The sequence below is a fragment of the Corynebacterium sp. KPL2861 genome (genome assembly GCF_040225475.1).
Classification (GTDB): Bacteria; Actinomycetota; Actinomycetes; order Mycobacteriales; family Mycobacteriaceae; genus Corynebacterium.
This window is the reverse complement of the sequence record NZ_JBEHFW010000003.1, coordinates 203956-219506: the sequence shown is the minus strand read 5'-3', so window position 1 is coordinate 219506 and position 15551 is coordinate 203956. Positions and strand designations below refer to the sequence as shown.

General features: G+C 59.4%; 19 protein-coding genes. 6 read left to right on the top strand and 13 right to left on the bottom strand.

Annotated features, from left to right (window positions below):
• Window positions 1-2 precede the first annotated feature (2 nt).
• From dapF to ABRP84_RS03840, 3 genes are read right to left on the bottom strand one after another with little or no spacing between them, the layout of a single operon-like run.
• The gene (dapF, locus tag ABRP84_RS03850; RefSeq protein ID WP_349852776.1) at window positions 3-848 is read right to left on the bottom strand and encodes a diaminopimelate epimerase; all 846 of its coding nucleotides are present in this window, start codon (window positions 846-848) and stop codon (window positions 3-5) included.
• A gap of 10 nt (window positions 849-858) precedes the next feature.
• Entirely contained in the window at window positions 859-1758 is a 900-nt protein-coding gene (gene miaA / locus ABRP84_RS03845; protein ID WP_349852775.1) for a tRNA (adenosine(37)-N6)-dimethylallyltransferase MiaA, read from the bottom strand.
• Window positions 1740-2360 (bottom strand): hypothetical protein, encoded by a 621-nt coding sequence (locus ABRP84_RS03840; protein WP_349852774.1) that lies wholly within the window; start codon window positions 2358-2360, stop codon window positions 1740-1742. Before ABRP84_RS03840 ends, miaA begins: the two co-directional genes overlap by 19 nt.
• 136 nt (window positions 2361-2496) lie before the next feature.
• Here ABRP84_RS03840 and ABRP84_RS03835 point away from each other — a divergent pair, with 136 nt between their 5' ends.
• Window positions 2497-3801: a DUF349 domain-containing protein gene (locus ABRP84_RS03835; protein WP_023022782.1), complete on the top strand. Its 1305-nt coding sequence runs from the start codon at window positions 2497-2499 to the stop codon at window positions 3799-3801.
• Entirely contained in the window at window positions 3801-4901 is a 1101-nt protein-coding gene (locus ABRP84_RS03830) for a GNAT family N-acetyltransferase (RefSeq protein ID WP_023022784.1), read from the top strand. Before ABRP84_RS03835 ends, ABRP84_RS03830 begins: the two co-directional genes overlap by 1 nt.
• Here ABRP84_RS03830 and ABRP84_RS03825 read toward each other — a convergent pair.
• From ABRP84_RS03825 to ABRP84_RS03805, 5 genes are all read right to left on the bottom strand, one after another.
• Window positions 4898-5524, bottom strand: coding sequence for an Rv2732c family membrane protein (locus ABRP84_RS03825; RefSeq protein WP_023022786.1), 627 nt, complete (start codon window positions 5522-5524; stop codon window positions 4898-4900). The two genes, ABRP84_RS03830 and ABRP84_RS03825, sit on opposite strands and share 4 nt — an antisense overlap.
• 23 nt (window positions 5525-5547) lie before the next feature.
• Window positions 5548-7074, bottom strand: coding sequence for a tRNA (N6-isopentenyl adenosine(37)-C2)-methylthiotransferase MiaB (gene miaB, locus ABRP84_RS03820; protein ID WP_349852773.1), 1527 nt, complete (start codon window positions 7072-7074; stop codon window positions 5548-5550).
• Between the two features lie 160 nt (window positions 7075-7234).
• The gene (gene recX, locus ABRP84_RS03815; RefSeq protein WP_349852772.1) at window positions 7235-7834 is read right to left on the bottom strand and encodes a recombination regulator RecX; all 600 of its coding nucleotides are present in this window, start codon (window positions 7832-7834) and stop codon (window positions 7235-7237) included.
• Window positions 7835-7873: 39 nt separating this feature from the next.
• Window positions 7874-9010: a recombinase RecA gene (gene recA, locus ABRP84_RS03810; protein ID WP_349852771.1), complete on the bottom strand. Its 1137-nt coding sequence runs from the start codon at window positions 9008-9010 to the stop codon at window positions 7874-7876.
• Window positions 9011-9191: 181 nt separating this feature from the next.
• Entirely contained in the window at window positions 9192-9407 is a 216-nt protein-coding gene (locus ABRP84_RS03805) for a DUF3046 domain-containing protein (protein ID WP_349852770.1), read from the bottom strand.
• 130 nt (window positions 9408-9537) lie between these two features.
• Here ABRP84_RS03805 and ABRP84_RS03800 point away from each other — a divergent pair, with 130 nt between their 5' ends.
• From ABRP84_RS03800 to ABRP84_RS03790, 3 genes are read left to right on the top strand one after another with little or no spacing between them, the layout of a single operon-like run.
• Window positions 9538-10101 (top strand): biotin transporter BioY, encoded by a 564-nt coding sequence (locus ABRP84_RS03800; RefSeq protein WP_023022795.1) that lies wholly within the window; start codon window positions 9538-9540, stop codon window positions 10099-10101.
• Window positions 10101-10793: an energy-coupling factor ABC transporter ATP-binding protein gene (locus ABRP84_RS03795; protein WP_349852769.1), complete on the top strand. Its 693-nt coding sequence runs from the start codon at window positions 10101-10103 to the stop codon at window positions 10791-10793. Before ABRP84_RS03800 ends, ABRP84_RS03795 begins: the two co-directional genes overlap by 1 nt.
• Window positions 10794-10805: 12 nt before the next feature.
• Window positions 10806-11429, top strand: coding sequence for an energy-coupling factor transporter transmembrane component T family protein (locus ABRP84_RS03790; RefSeq protein ID WP_349852768.1), 624 nt, complete (start codon window positions 10806-10808; stop codon window positions 11427-11429).
• A gap of 125 nt (window positions 11430-11554) precedes the next feature.
• Here the strand turns inward: ABRP84_RS03790 and ABRP84_RS03785 are convergent, their stop codons facing one another.
• The 4 genes from ABRP84_RS03785 to pgsA all read right to left on the bottom strand — a co-directional run bounded on the left by ABRP84_RS03785 (window position 11555) and on the right by pgsA (window position 14037).
• Window positions 11555-12412, bottom strand: coding sequence for a PspA/IM30 family protein (locus ABRP84_RS03785; protein WP_349852767.1), 858 nt, complete (start codon window positions 12410-12412; stop codon window positions 11555-11557).
• Window positions 12413-12545: 133 nt separating this feature from the next.
• Window positions 12546-12923, bottom strand: coding sequence for a helix-turn-helix domain-containing protein (locus ABRP84_RS03780; RefSeq protein WP_005278839.1), 378 nt, complete (start codon window positions 12921-12923; stop codon window positions 12546-12548).
• Between the two features lie 8 nt (window positions 12924-12931).
• The gene (locus ABRP84_RS03775) at window positions 12932-13447 is read right to left on the bottom strand and encodes a CinA family protein (RefSeq protein WP_349852766.1); all 516 of its coding nucleotides are present in this window, start codon (window positions 13445-13447) and stop codon (window positions 12932-12934) included.
• A 5-nt stretch (window positions 13448-13452) separates the two neighbouring features.
• Entirely contained in the window at window positions 13453-14037 is a 585-nt protein-coding gene (gene pgsA, locus ABRP84_RS03770; protein ID WP_349852765.1) for a CDP-diacylglycerol--glycerol-3-phosphate 3-phosphatidyltransferase, read from the bottom strand.
• Between the two features lie 59 nt (window positions 14038-14096).
• Here pgsA and ABRP84_RS03765 point away from each other — a divergent pair, with 59 nt between their 5' ends.
• Window positions 14097-14387 carry a YciI family protein gene (locus tag ABRP84_RS03765; protein ID WP_023022809.1) on the top strand — a complete coding sequence of 97 codons (291 nt, stop codon included), beginning with the start codon at window positions 14097-14099 and terminating at the stop codon, window positions 14385-14387.
• Window positions 14388-14391: 4 nt separating this feature from the next.
• On the opposite strand, the gene ABRP84_RS03760 is transcribed toward ABRP84_RS03765, so the two are convergent.
• On the bottom strand, window positions 14392-15513 hold the full coding sequence (locus tag ABRP84_RS03760; RefSeq protein ID WP_349852764.1) for a TerC/Alx family metal homeostasis membrane protein: 1122 nt from the start codon (window positions 15511-15513) through the stop codon (window positions 14392-14394).
• Between the last annotated feature and the right edge of the window lie 38 nt (window positions 15514-15551).

The following is a 15551-nucleotide window of genomic DNA, read 5'->3' as shown; positions in this document are numbered from 1 at the left end:
CTCTACAAGCTCGTTTCGCCCGTAGCCACGATGGCGGACGGGCCCGTCAACCGCGTGCCGTTGTCATAAACCTCGACGGTGACCTCGCCGCCAGGAACGTGGACATGGACGGTGCCGAGGGCTTGGGCGGCATCGGCAAGCGCGGCGGTAGCTGCCGCAACCGTGCCCGTGCCACAAGACTGCGTCTCCCCAACCCCGCGCTCGAAGACGCGCATATGCACGTGTCCCTCCCGCAGCGGGGTAACCAGCTCAAAGTTCACGCCACCCGGGAAGAAGGACTCATCGTAGACCGGCGCCGTGAGTTCCTTGGTAGCCAAAGCTTCCGGTTCCAGGCCTGGAATGACGGCCGCAAAGTGCGGGTTGCCCATATCCACCCCGAGGCCGGCGTAGGACTCACCGCCTACGGAGGCCGTGGACACCCCGGTCACGCGCGCGGGCCCCATCTCCACAGTGACGCTAGCGGCAGTGGCATCGCAGGAATGCACCGTTACCTGCTTGGCGCCCGCCCGGGTGCCGATGGTGAATGCGTCCTCGCCAACCAAGTCGTGCGAGCGCAACCAATGGGCAAAGACGCGGGTGCCGTTGCCGCACATTTCCGCCACGGAGCCATCGGCGTTGCGGTAATCCATGAACCAATCGGCAGCATCCACCCCGTCCGGCAAGGCCGCCAGCTCGCCCGCGTCCACGAGGGCGCCGGCGCGAACCACCCGCAGCAGGCCATCGCCGCCGATTCCTGCCCGGCGGTCACACAGCGCCGCCACGCGATCCGGTGAGAGCGGCGTTTTGGCGTCGAAGTCTTCTACGATGACGAAGTCATTTTCAGTTCCATGGCCTTTGGCAAATTTCATACCCTCTACCCTAGCGCCGCAGCACATACAAAGCCTCGGCGGTAGTATCGCCCGCGGCATCGAGCCAGGTAATGCGCTTATCGCGGTTGAACCAGGAACGCTGGCGGCGCACGTACCGGCGGGTGCCAGTAATAGTGCGCTCTACCGCATCCTCCCACGTCAGCTCGCCGCGCTGGGCTTGTAGCACCTGTGCATAGCCAATGGCGCGGCCGGCGGTGGAATCGGCCACAAGCCCCTTGTCCTGCAGGCGCTCGACTTCCTCGACGAGGCCTTGCTCAAACATGAGGCGCGTGCGCTTTTCGATGCGCGGGTTTAACCACTCGCTATCGGTGCGCAGCCCCAGCAGCTTGGTTCCCCACCGGGGCGGGCCATTTTTCGGCGGCTGGCTGGCCTTGAAGGGCTTGCCGGTCAGCTCGATGACCTCGAGTGCTCTGACGGTGCGGCGGGGGTCTTTGTCCTCAATGATTGCGGCTGCGGCTGGGTCGACGCGCGCCAACTCGGCGTGGAGGGCGTCGGTTCCGATATCGGCGCGGCGGGCCTCGTATTTGGCCCGCACCTGCGGATCGGTGGGCGGGAATTGCCAATCATCCACCAACGCCTGGGCATAGAGCATGGATCCACCGACGAGGATGGGCGTCTTACCGCGGGACATGATGTCCTCGATATCGCGCAAGGCCGCCTGCTGATAGCGCGCCACGGAAGCGGTCTCCGTCACGTCCCAGACATCGAGCTGGTGGTGCGGAATTCCTTCGCGCTCTGCGGGGGAAAGCTTCGCGGTGCCGATATCCATGCCGCGGTATAGCTGCATGGAATCGACATTGACCACTTCCCCATCCAGTTCATGGGCTAGGGCCAGCCCGAGGGCGGATTTGCCTGAGGCGGTGGGGCCAACTACTGCGATGGGGCGCATGTTACCTCCCAGCCAGCTACGTAGCGTCCGACCCCGAGGGTGGCATCTGTCGCCCGCACCTGCGCGCGCTTAGGTGCGCAACCGGAAAGCTCCAACCAGAGCTCCGGCTCTTCCACGCCGCGTTGCTTAAGCCACTCGGCATCGCTGCTTGCCGATGCCCCCATCAACACCTCCTCGCACCACCGGTGCGCCTCCTGCGCGCCGGGGATAAGGGCCAGCGGTGCCCTCTCGGTAAGGCCCGCGCTGCCGTCTGCGACCACGATGGTAAGGACCTTTGGGGCTGGTGTACCCAGGTAATCGCGGCTATCGCGAACCGTTATCTGTGGGACCGTGGATAAGACGTAGTGGGCCATGATCTCTGGCAGGTAGTTTCCGGCGCCCACGTGCACTTGGTCGGCTCCCCAGGCGCGCAGGCTTCCGGTATGGCGGGTATGCCACCGTAGGGAGCGGGATCCAATAATTTCTGCCTCGCTAATGCCGGCGGCAGCGGCTTCGACCGCGAGCGTGCGCGCCGCCGCGAGCAGTGCCCGCGAGGCGGCGTCGTTGGGGGCTAGCTCGACTGCCAGCGCCGGCGAGGCGGGCATAACCATGAGATTGAACATTATTCCTCTATACTATCTACCCAAGTGGAGGTAATTAAATAGATTCTAGGCACACATCGATTTTTCGCGGTAATGTAACCAGTGATTTCATCCGGCAGCCGTGACGCGCGGCGATATATGTCTAGGAGGGCTTTCCATGTCTCCCACCCCAACCCCAGGTTCCATGCCCAAGAAGGGCCCCCGCCCCACAGCCAAGCCCGTGCCCGTGCAATCTCCGAGCAAGAACGATCCGGCCAAGTGGGGGCGCGTCGATGCCGATGGGTCCGTCTTCGTTTCCGCCCCCGAGGGCGAGCGCAAGATTGGGGAATGGCAGGCAGGTTCTGCGCAGGAAGGCCTCGAGCACTTCGGCGCCCGCTATGACGACCTAGCCACCGAGATCGAGCTCCTAGAGGCTCGCCTGCGCGCCAACCCCAGCGAGGCCGCAGGAATCAAGCAAACCGCCGCCGAACTCCGCGAGACCCTGCCTACCGCTGCGGTCATTGGCGATATCGCGGCGCTGGATCGCCGCCTCGCGGCGGTTATTGATCACTCCGTTGTGGCCGGTGAACAGGCGCAGGCGGAGCGGGAAAAGCGCCGGCAGGATGCGATTGCGGCGAAGGAAAAGCTCGCCGCCGAGGCTGAAGAGATTGCCGAGAATTCCACCGAGTGGAAGGCCGCCGGCGACCGCATCCGCGCCATTTTGGAAGAGTGGAAGCAGATTAAGGGCATCGATAAGAAGACCGATGACGGCCTGTGGAAGCGCTATTCGCGCGCCCGCGATTCCTTTAATCGGCGCCGCGGTTCGCACTTTGCGGATCTCGATCGCGCCCGTGCTGCGGCGCGGAAGAAGAAGGAAGAGCTGGTCGAGCGCGCTGAAGCCATCCAGGACTCCACCGATTGGGGTCCCACCGCCCGCGCCTACCGCGATCTCATGGCGGAGTGGAAGGCGGCTGGCCGCGCCCCACGCGAGGTCGATGACCAGCTGTGGGCGAAGTTCCGCGCCGCCCAGGACCGCTTCTTCGATGCCCGCAATGCCGTCAACGACGAGCGGGACCGCGAGTTCGCCGAAAACGCCAAGGCGAAGGACGCGTTGCTTGCGGAATACGACAGCCTGATTGACCCATCGCAAAGCATGGACAAGGCCAAGGCTAAGCTGCGCGAGCTGCAGGAAAAGTGGGAGGAAATCGGCTTTGTGCCCCGAAACCAAATCCGCGAGTACGAATCCAAGATTGAACAGCTAGAAAAGCGCGTCACCCAGGCGGAGGAATCCGAATGGCGTCGCACCGACCCCGAAGCGCAGGCCCGCGTGGCCCAGTTCCAGGCCAAGGTGGAAGACTTCAAGGCCCAGTCCGCGGCCGCGGAGGCTAAGGGCAAGGAGAAGAAGGCCGCGGAGCTGCGCGCGCAGGCGGAGCAATGGCAGGAATTCGCCGATGCCGCTGCCAATGCCGTCAACGATAAATAGTGCACCTCGTTCAGATTGCGCGCCCAACCCAGATAGCCGAGGATGAACCGGCGGATTGCATCCGATCGTTTGTTTTCTGGGCAAACCTTGCGGCGCAGGAAGCCAGCGGGGATGCAGCGGCCTCGACCTCGCCTAGCCGCGTGGTGCACCGCCTGCAGGGTTCGGGCGAATCGCAGACCTACCTTTTCGCCGTGGTCGATGGGCCGGCGACGCTTGGGCCCGTCTCCGAGCTTGGTCTGCCGCAAATTCCAGCCACTGCACCGAGTCCAGAGCTGGACTACGTGGGATTTATCCACATCAGCCTCCCGCTTTTAGAGGAGCGGAATGCCGCGGAAATCGAGTGCGTCCTCTGCGATCTGCCACTGCCCGGAGAACCCCTTGATGCCAAGAGGCAGAAGGTGGCTACCTGGATGGGAGATACAGCCTTAAAAATCACCCAGCAGCTCGGCCGTAGCGTGGCGCACGCGGGCCTGCTGCACCCGCCGGAGACTTCGCCGGAGTACGACGCGATGGCGGAGGTCTATCAATCCTTAGGCTTTACGCAGCGCCATAGCGAGCGACAACTAGCCATCGATATTCCAGAACAGCCGGCTGCTGCCCTCTTTCCGCCCGGGCTTTCGGCCGCGGTATGGCAGGACTATGCCATACCGGAAGAGCATATCGACGATGTCATGCGCCTTTTAACGGTCGCGTCCGCGGATGCCGATACCGGCACCCTGTCCACCGAGCCCATCGTGTGGTCCAGGCAGCGGTTGGAAGAGGCGCACCAACGCCTGCGTTCGCGGCGCGGGCATACGCTGCTCGTTGCGCTCATTGATGACGCCGGCGACATCGTGGCGCTCACGGAACTGGCGCGGCACGAGGCGGCGGATCCGGAGGTCTGCGAATGGACTCTTACCGTCACCGACCGTGACCACCGCCGGCAAGGCTTGGCGCAATTAGCTAAGCTCACTGCCCTGCACGAGGTCAACGGAGCGTGGCCACAGGTGCGCCGCTGCTATTGCTCAGTCGCTGCTGGCGATGGTGCTATGAACGCGCTATACGCGCGGCTCGGGGCGCGGGAAATCTCCCAATCCTCAGCCTGGGAGCTGCACCTTTAGCCTTCGTGCTGGTGGCGGTGGCGCTCGGCGGCCTTTTTCCGGCGGTCATCGACAAGCATCTCTTGCGGCTGCGGGGACGCAATATCGGACTGGATTTTGCCTACCTCATCCAGCTGGCCCGCCGATGCACGGACCTTTTCCTCGGCAGCGCGTTGCTCCGGGCTGCGGCGCAGGGCGACGAGGCTAAAGCCCAAGAAGGCCAAAAAAGTGGCGAGCATGCCCACCCACATGCCGATGGCCGGGGCATCCGCGGTGGAACCGCGGTACCAAAAGCCCCACAGGTTAACGAAGAATGAAACCGTCACCATCATCCACGCAATCAGCCCGAGTGTGGCGCGGCGGGTCAGCAGGGTCGCCGTCGTCAGCACGCCCACGCCGAGAAGCGCGAGCCACGCGGAGACGGTTTCCATCAGCGAGATCTTTACCCCGCCGTCGGTGGTGCCAAAACTGAGAACCTGCCACCCGTGGGCAGAACCGGCATAAGGAACGATGAGGTAGACAATATAGGCCGCCACAGCGATCCACAGCGTCAGCTTCTGCCCACGCAAATCCATGGTTTGTGCTGCTCGGCGCTCCGCCTGTGCCGCCTCCTGGGCGGCGGTGGTGGTATTTCGCTCTCTCATGGAACCCTAGCCTACTCCCCCGGTTAGCAGCCGCAGGAATCCGCTGCGGCAGCACCAGCAGGCTTGCCGATGCCCGGCAATCCCAGCCCCACCCCAATGGGAGCGGTAGTGGGGGTTTGGCCCGCCGCCGACATGTCGCCGGCCTTGGTGCGGGTGTGGGTGGCTACTGCGGCATCGGCAAGCAAGAAGAACGAGCCTGCACCGGTGACCTTGGTGCGCACGACGTCGCCGGGGCGAATCTCGGCGGAGATATCCGCGCCGTTGTCGTCGATAGGGCTAAAGTGCACAAGGCGCCCATCGCGAGCGCGACCCGACATGCGGTGAGTCTCGTCGTTCTTGCGCCCGCCTTCTGCCTGGACCAAAAGCTCCACCTCAGTGCCCACGAGCTTCTGGTTCTCCTCTGCCTGGATGCTATCCTGCAGCGCAACGAGCCGCTCGAAGCGATCCTGGACGACTTCCTTAGGCACCTGGTTTTCCATCTCTGCCGCAGGGGTGCCAGGGCGCGGGGAATACTGGAAGGTAAACGCCGAAGCGAAGCGGGCGCGGCGAACCAACTCCATGGTGTCCTGGAAATCTTCCTCGGTCTCGCCTGGGAAGCCGACGATGATATCGGTAGTAATCGCCGCGTTTGGAATCTTCTCGCGAACCTCATCGAGGATGCGCAAGAACTTCTTCGTGCGGTAAGAGCGGCGCATGTCCTTCAAGACCTTATCCGATCCGGACTGCAGCGGCATGTGCAGCTGCGGGCACACGGCCGGGGTTTCCGCCATGGCGTCGATGACATCCGAGGTAAATTCTGCCGGGTGCGGAGAGGTAAACCGCAGGCGCTCGAGGCCGTCGATCTTTCCCACCTCGCGCAGCAGCTTCGAGAAAGCGAAGCGGTCGCGCGGCAATTCTGGATCGGCGAAATTCACGCCGTAGGCGTTGACGTTCTGGCCTAGCAGGGTGACCTCAGAGACGCCCTGATCCACTAGCGCTTGTACCTCGGCTAGGATATCGCCCGGCCGGCGGTCCTCTTCCTTTCCGCGCAGGGAGGGAACGATGCAGAACGTGCAGGTGTTATTACAGCCCACGGACACCGATACCCAACCCGCGTAGGCGGATTCGCGCTTAGCGGGCAATACCGAGGGGAACGCCTCTAGCGAATCGACGATCTCTACTTGGGCTTCCGCGTTATGGCGGGCGCGCTCGAGGAGGGTCGGTAATGCTGCCATATTGTGGGTGCCGAAAACGGCATCCACCCACGGTGCATTGTCAAGGACGGTGTCCTTATCCTTTTGCGCAAGGCACCCGCCCACGGCAATTTGCATGCCTGGGTGGTTCTCCTTCGTCTTTTTCAATGCGCCCAGCGTGCCGTACAGGCGCTTGTCGGCGTTTTCGCGGACTGCGCACGTGTTAAAGACGACGAGATCCGGCTCCGTGGCCTCGTCTGCGGCCGCGTAGCCAGCTTCCTCCAGCAGGCCAGAGATGCGCTCAGAATCGTGCACATTCATCTGGCAGCCGAAGGTTCGGACTTCATAGGTACGAGTTTCAGGAATTGTCTGCTCCACGTCGGCATAGTCTAGCCATCACCCAGAACAACTCATAACCGTCGCTGCTGGGCGCCCGTGAAGGCAGCCAAGTGGGTTCGAGTGCGTGGTGCGGTGCTTGGGGCGCGTGCGCGAGTACCTAGGTTGGAGTCCACACGGTGCTAAACCCCATCGCGGGTTTTTAAGGTGAAGAAAGCTCCTCGCAACGCTCCTCGAGGGCGCTAATGGCAATGTTCAAAGACATTCCCTCGTTGAACCCACGGCGCGCCAATACGCCTACGATCCTGCGCAGCGCCTTATCCCGTTCCTTCTTATCCGCAGGAACGGATTTCACGCTGCGCGCTTTCTTTTCCGCCAAGGCTCGGGCCATAGCTTCTTCATCGGCGGCATCTACTTGCTCGAGGGCTTCGTCTCTATCCGCTTGGCTTACGCCCTTTTCCCGGAGCTCGCGGTCGAGGACGCTGCGCGATTTCCCCCTCCGCTTATGCCGCTGCCGCACCCATTCGGCGGCAAAGGCGGCATCATTGATGAGGCCCGCATGGGCTAGGTCATCGAGGACATCTTCCACCACCTCGGGGGCGAATTCGACTTGTACTAGACGGTCATACAATTCCTGACGGGACCGCGAACGCTGGTCGAGCAAACCCAAGGCGCGGGAGCGAACCTTGGATTTTGCCTCTTCGGCCTCCCGATCAAAAAGCCCGCCCCCGGCTTCTCCTTTTTCATAGGCGACAAGGGCCTGGCGGAGTTGCTCTAGTTTTTCAGAGGCGGGTTGATTCATAGTGTGGGTTATAAGCGGTGGGATTGCAGGTGGACAGGATTAGTCGTCATCGAAGTCGACGTTCGGGACCAAATCTACGGACTCATCCGTCAATGGGTCATCGGAGCCCGGGACATCCATGGCGGTAGCTTCTTCACCATTTGCCGCCTCTTCCCCAATGCCGAGCTTCTGGAATATCTTCTTTTCGATCTCATTGGCAAGGTCAGGGTTGTCCTTCAAGAAGGAGCGGGCCTTCTCCTTACCTTGGCCTAACTGATCGCCTTCATAGGTAAACCAGGAGCCAGACTTGCGGATGAAGCCGTTTTCTACGCCGAGATCAATGATGGAGGACTCCCGAGAGATACCCTCGCCATACATGATGTCGAACTCGGCGATCTTGAATGGTGGGGACACCTTATTCTTTACGACCTTGAGCTTCGTGCGGTTGCCAATGGCGTCTTGGCCATCCTTCAGCGTTTGGATACGGCGGATATCGCAGCGCACGGAGGAATAGAACTTCAGCGCTTTACCACCGGTGGTGGTTTCCGGGGAACCGAACATCACACCAATCTTTTCGCGCAGCTGGTTGATGAAGATTGCGGTGGTACCGGAGTTGTATAGCGCACCGGTCATTTTACGCAAGGCCTGGGACATAAGGCGGGCTTGCAGGCCCACGTGGCTATCGCCCATCTCGCCTTCGATTTCCGCCTTCGGGGTCAGCGCCGCCACGGAGTCCACCACGATGATGTCGATAGCGCCGGAGCGCACCAGCATATCCGCGATTTCTAAGGCCTGCTCACCGGTATCGGGCTGGGATACGAGGAGATTATCGGTGTCGACGCCTAGCAGGCGCGCATATTGGGGGTCGAGGGCGTGCTCGGCATCGATAAACGCTGCAATGCCGCCGTCTTTTTGCGCCGAGGCAATTGCGTGCAATGCCACCGTCGTCTTACCGGAGGACTCTGGGCCATAAATTTCCACAATTCGCCCGCGGGGAAAGCCGCCGATGCCCAGCGCCACGTCGATTGCCGTGTTGCCGGAAGAAATGGCCTTGATGGGCGGCCGGTTATCATCACCCAAGCGCATAACGGCGCCTTTGCCATAATCCTTTTCGATCATGGCCATAGCGGCATCTAGCGCCTTCTGGCGGTCATCTCCCTTGGTTGCGGCTGAGGATGATTTCTTTTTCGTTGCCATTGTTATAAATCCTTATCTCGTACGACGCTACGTGAACACTTAAATTAGACTGCTGCAGAGCCCTAAATGGTTCCGCCCTCAATGCAATCCCACTGTAGTCGCCCACACCGACACCCCAACTAGAGTACATACATCTGTTCGAATATCGTAAATGGACACGCCTTTTCGGCTTCTCTAAACCCTATAAGGTTGGGTAATCTACGCCGAGACGGCGCTCTTGGGGGACATCGAAGTCATCGCACAGCCCTATCCAAACACGACGGGGATCGACGCCACGTTCGATAAGCTCATCCGGCGTTCCATTAAGCTCTGATAAAACATGCGAATGGCTAATCCACGCCCCTTTTGATTCGCCAAATTCATCCACAACCAATTGGTGGTACTCCGTCAATCGCATGCGCGCAATCCTACCCACCACCATGGAAATATTTCCAAAACTTTTACCTGGACCCCAGAATTAGCTTCCTTGAACGTCGTTCAAATTGGTGTGTCTACAGCGTCTTTATCCAAGATGCTAATCTTTTTCCATGCAGAAGAACTCCGTGGCAACCACCATTGCTTATGTTGCGGTATTTACCGCCCTCGTTATCGTTTTAGCCTTCGTTTCTATCCCCGTAGGCACCGCCGGCGTCCCCATCGTCTTGCAAAACGCCGCACTCATTTTGGCCGGCCTCATCTTGGGCGGAAAACGCGGCGGCTACGTTGGACTCCTATTCCTCTTTATTGGTTTGGCATTGCCCATTTTGGCAGGCGGTGGCACCACGCTCCGGGCGCTTGCCGGCCCTACCGTGGGATACATCATCGGATACGTGCTCTCCCCTATCGCCGCCGGCGCCATTGCTTACCGCGCTCCACGCGGGAAGGGCGGCATGACCGTGGTTCTCGCTATCGCAGCCATCGTTGGCCTCTTGGTGCAGTACACCTGTGGCGCCATCGGCCTGATGCTTCGCTCCGGGCTGGATGTAGGCCCGGCCATCGCGGCGCAAGGCCCGTTCGTCCTCGTTGACACCGCAAAGCTCATCGTGGCCGTCATCATCGCCGTTGGTGTTCACTCCGCATTCCCCGACCTGATGGGTAAGAAGGCCTCCTAGTGCCCACCATCGACTTTTCCTCGGTAACGGTAGCTTTCGATGAGACGGTGGTCCTTGATGACATCAACCTGACTTTAAGCGAGCAGCGGATCGGCGTCATCGGTCAAAATGGCGGCGGAAAGTCCACGCTGACCCGGCTTATCAATGGCCTGGGTGAGCCCACTGCGGGCACCGTAACCGTCGACGGCATAAATCCCAGCGAACAGGGCAAAAAGGTGCGCGAAAAGGTGGGGTTCGTATTTTCTGATGCCGAAAATCAGATTGTCATGCCCAACGTGCGCGATGACATCGCTTTTTCCCTGCGCCGTTTCAAGCTGCCTAAGACCGAGCGCACTGCGCGAGTCGACGCCGCCCTAGAGCGGTTCGGGCTTCTAGACTTTGCCGAGCGCTCCCCTCACACCCTATCTGGTGGACAGAAACAATTGCTTGCCCTGGCCGCCGTGCTGGTCATCGACCCAGTGCTCATCATCGCAGATGAGCCAACGACGCTGCTTGACCTCCGCAATCGTGACCGCATAAAGCGCGAGTTCGCACAGCTCGACCAGCAGCTCATCGTGGTTACTCACGATCTGGAATTTCTTTTGGACTTCGATCGCGTCATTTGCATCGATGACCACAAGGTTGCCGCCGATGGCGCTCCCCAGGAGGTCATCAATTTTTATCGAGACCTCATGGCACAGCGTCCGCTCTAGAAAGCCCAACCAATGACTCGACGCAGAACCAATATTCCGCTTTCCGTGTACGTTCCGGGCACGACGGTAATCCACCGGATGAAGCCCAGCTGGAAGATACTCATCTTGCTGGTATTTATCCTAGTTACCAGCATCTTTTTCAATACTCTGCCGTGGGCAGGCGGTGCGGTGATCGCCGCAGCGCTAACCTATATCATCGCCCGCATCCCCCCACGAATTGCCTGGAGCCAACTCTGGCCACCCCTGGTCATCCTCATCCCCCTCGCCGGTTTCCAATGGTGGGCCAAGGATTTTGACTACGCCGCGGTGATGTTCCTCAACATCTTGGCGGCCATGATTCTGGCCTTTTTACTAACGCTCACCTCGACCGTCGACGCCATCATGGAGTCGCTGGAAGAATCCCTCCAGCCGCTGAATCGTTTCGGCGTCCCAGTAGAAAACATCAGCTTGGCGATGTCCTTGACTATCCGCCTCATCCCCCTCATGTTCGAAACGGTCTACGAGGTTCTCGATGCCCGGAAGGCTCGCGGCGCTGGCTTCTCCCCCTCAGCCTTTGTCACGCCCGTCATCATTCGCTCCATTCGGCGCGCTCGGGCCATTGGCGAAGCCCTCCAGGCCCGCGGCGTCGGTGACTAAGACGACTAAGGCACATACCCGGCTTGCGCTACAAAACCTCCGACTTTCCCCACCGCTCAACGCGGCAAAGGAAAGATCGGAGGCTATTTTTCAATTAGCGCTATGAAGAGCGCGGGATGAGAGAGTTACTCTCCGCGCAGCTCTCGCAAGCGAGCTTGGACGGCATCATCATTCGAGGTCGGCTGCGCTGCCTGGTCCGCAGCAGACCCAGAGGCCTTATTGCCCTCGATGGCCTGGGTGCGGTTGCCTTCCACCGACTTCGTGGAGTTCATCTCGCTTCGGATCTGCTCCAAGCGGGAGTGGCCGGCCATCTGGACGCCCGCCTGCTGCACCTCGGCCATGCGGTTTTCGACAGAATTTTCCGCCAACTCCGCCTGACCCAAAGCCTTGGAATAGCGGCGCTCAATCTTATCGCGCACGGAATCGAGCGAAGGCGTATTGCCGCCGGCCGAAAGCTCGTTCATAGAGTTCAAAGACTCGGAAACCTTTTCCTGCATCTTTGCCTGCTCCAGCTGCGATAGCAACTTCGAACGCTCATCAACCTTCTGGCGCAGGGCGGCATTATTGCGTTCTACAGCGCGCTTAGCCTGCTCTGCCTGTTGCAACGCCTGGTCGTGGAGCTTCTTCGTGTCCTCCACAGACTCTTCTGCGGTCACCAACTGAGCGGCAAAGGCCTCGGCGGCGTTTTCGTACTCCACGGCCTTGTTTTCATCACCATTGGAGCGTGCCTTATCCGCAAGCTCGAGCGCCTGGCGGGTATTGCCCTGCAGCTTTTCGACCTCGGCTAAGCGACGGTTAAGTTGCATCTCCAGCTGACGCTGATTGCCAATGACCGCCGCCGCTTGCTGCGAAAGCTCTTGGTGCTGACGTTGGGCATCTTCGATGGCCTGCTCAATCTGCACCTTCGGATCGGCGTTCTCTTCGATTTTATTATCGAACAGTGCCATCAGGTACTTCCAACCCTTAACAAATGGATTCGCCATTATGCTCTAGACCTTTCTAGGGAATGTGGTAATGCGTCGCGTTGTCGTGTTCATAGTAACCCAACGCCTAGGGCTCTGCCGCCACTAATCGCAGGTATCCACCGCGGCAATTCTTCTCAGAATCGCGCACGCGTTAAAGCTCAGAAGCAGCCGGCGCGGTATGCGCGAGCTCTTCATCCATCGAGGGCAACGCCATATAACCGGCAGCCTCAATCAGGACGTCCGACACAGACGCGTCAAGTGCGTGGCACACGGATGCCAAGAGCTCAGAAGAAACTTCCTTGCGGCCCCGCTCAAGCTCCGACAAGTAGCCCGGTGACACGCGGGCAACGCTAGCCAATTCGCGCAGGGTAACCGACTTATCCGCGCGGAATGCACGCAGGGTCAAGCCCAAAGCTTCACGCAAAAGTGGCTCGGGGGCGCGGGCAGGTTGTGGCGCCGATGGTGCCGCTGCCGCAGGTTCCGCGGCAGTCTGCGCCGAGTGGTCGAGGACTGCTGTAGAAATGTTCATCGTAAGTTTTAACGCTCCTTCGATGAAATTTGTTCCCCACTGATAGGAAAATTTTTGATGACCGCACCAAGTTGGGCGATGGCTGCTCCTACCGTGGCCTTTCTGATGCCGTTGCGTTCAGTGCCCAAGTCGCGCAAACAATAAGACTGCGCTATGCGGCCGGCGGAATAAATTCCTAAAAATACCGTGCCGGGGTCTTTTCCTTCTTGTTTATCCGGCCCGGCAACGCCGGTAAGCCCTATCCCCCAATCGGCCTCGGTTTCCGCGGCGGCGGCGCGGGCCATATCGACTGCGGTTTCGCCAGAGACGACGCCCACGCGCTCGATCTCGGAAACTGGTTTATCCAAAAAATGGGACTTGATCTCTGTGGCATAGGTTACAAGACCACCGCGCAGGACGGCCGATGCTCCAGGCACCGAAGCGATGGTAGCGCTGGCTAGGCCGGCAGTCAGCGACTCGCAGAAGGCCAAGGTTTCGTGGCGCTCTGTTAATAAGGCAACGAGGTCAGATTCTGTGAAGGTCATCGCGTTTAGCTATTTTGCTTTTGTCCATCGATGAGATACCGCACGCCGGTAACGACCGTAACCACGACGGCCATCCACATGATGAAGTCGGTAGGAATATCCATCCACGAGGGAAGCGGCCACAAGTATAGGCCCACGGCGAAGGACTGCAGGACGGTCTTTAGCTTACCGCCTTTAGAGGCTGGGACGACCTTTCCGCGACGCAGCAGGGCCATACGCCAGATGGTGATGCCGAATTCGCGGATCAGAATAATGACGGTGATCCAAACCGAAAGCTGATCGACAATATTGAGGCAGACAAGCGCTGTGGTCATGAGCGCTTTATCAGCAATGGGGTCGGCGATCTTGCCAAAATCAGTAATCAATCCGCGAGCGCGGGCAATATCGCCATCGAGCTTATCCGTGAGCATTAATGCGGCGAAGACGCCGAAAGACCACCACTGGTGGCCGCCGATGACCAGCCATGCAAAGACCGGAATGAAAACGATACGCAGGCAGGTAAGGATATTTGGCAGATTCCAATTAGAGACCTGCGGATTCACATCCGAGGACTGCGCTGACTGTGCTCCGGGTTGATTCACCCTATACATACTACCTGCTTGGGTTCTGGTCTCGCGGCACACTCCCCCGAGATTTTATACTGGCCGGTATGAAGTATTTTGCAGTGAGTTATGACTACAACCCGGCCAACCCCGAGATAGCGAAAGTGCGCCCCGCCCACCGCGAGTTCACCGGGAAGCTATTTGATGAGGGCACCATCGTGGCCTCCGGACCGTTAACGGATTCCCAGGGAGGCGCGCTCATCGTTGTGCGCTTTGACGGTGATGACACCCAGGTTGCCGATGTCATCCAGCTAATGAACGACGACCCCTTCTATCAACAAGGCTGCCTCCGGGGCCGAAGCTTCCGCGAGTGGAATCCGGTCAAGGCCCGCTTTTAGGTCCCTAGTTGGGTAGGTCTTCCTTGGACAGATCCTCGGCCCTGCCCAAGTAATCGCCGCGGGTATTGCGCACGATTTTATTTCCTTCCTCATCCCAGTCGTAGTGATTGTGGGATACGGCCACTACGCCTTGGGTCTTATCGCGCATGTTCTTAATAACCGATGCAAGAACCGTGATGACCAGGACTCCAACGATGACCACCAGCGAGCCGATGGTGGAGATTTCCGGCACGGATTCGATATTGTCGCCGCCATTGATAAACGGCAGGTTATTCTCGTGCAATGCGTGGAAAAGCAGCTTGACACCGATGAAGCCCAGGATGATGCCCAGGCCGTAGGGCAGGTAGACGAGGCGGTCCAAGAGGCCATCGATAAGAAAGTACATTTGGCGCAGGCCCATCAGTGCGAATGCGTTGGTGGTAAAGACCAAAAACGCCTCTGAGGTAATGCCGTAGATTGCTGGAATGGAATCGAAGGCAAACATGACATCGATAAGCCCAATGGACACCAGCGCCACAAATAGCGGCGTAAAGGCAAACTTGCCCTTCTTTGAGCCATCATCCATGCGATGGGTGAGCTTATCCCCGTGGTACTGCGGGGTAACGTCTACGGCTTTGCGTACGAGTTTGATGATGGCCATATCGTTCGGGTTGGTCTCCGGGGCGTCCCGAATCTCATCAATGACCAACTTGATGGCGGTATACAGCAAGAAGATGGCGAAGAGGTAGAAGATATCGGACCACGCCGCGATAACCGCCGCGCCCAGCAAGATGAATACCAAGCGAAAAACGAGGGCAATGATGATACCGATGAGCAGTACCTTCTGCTGATATTTGCGCGGGATTTTAAAGGAGCCCATGATAAGCGCGAATACGAAAAGGTTATCCACAGACAGCGCTTGCTCGGTGACATAGCCGGTAAAGAATTGGATGCCGTGCTCGTGGCCCCACACGGCCCAAACGACGCCGCCAAAAACTACAGCGACAGCGATATAGAAAAGGGTCCACAGGCCCGACTCTTTCAAGGTGGGCTCATGTGGACTGCGGACGTGAGAATAAAAGTCGAATATAAAAAAGGCTAGAATCACCGCACCGGTGACCAGCCACACCCACAATGGAACGTTCATCGCGAGATCCCTCCGGTCGAATTTACTTTAAGAAAGTG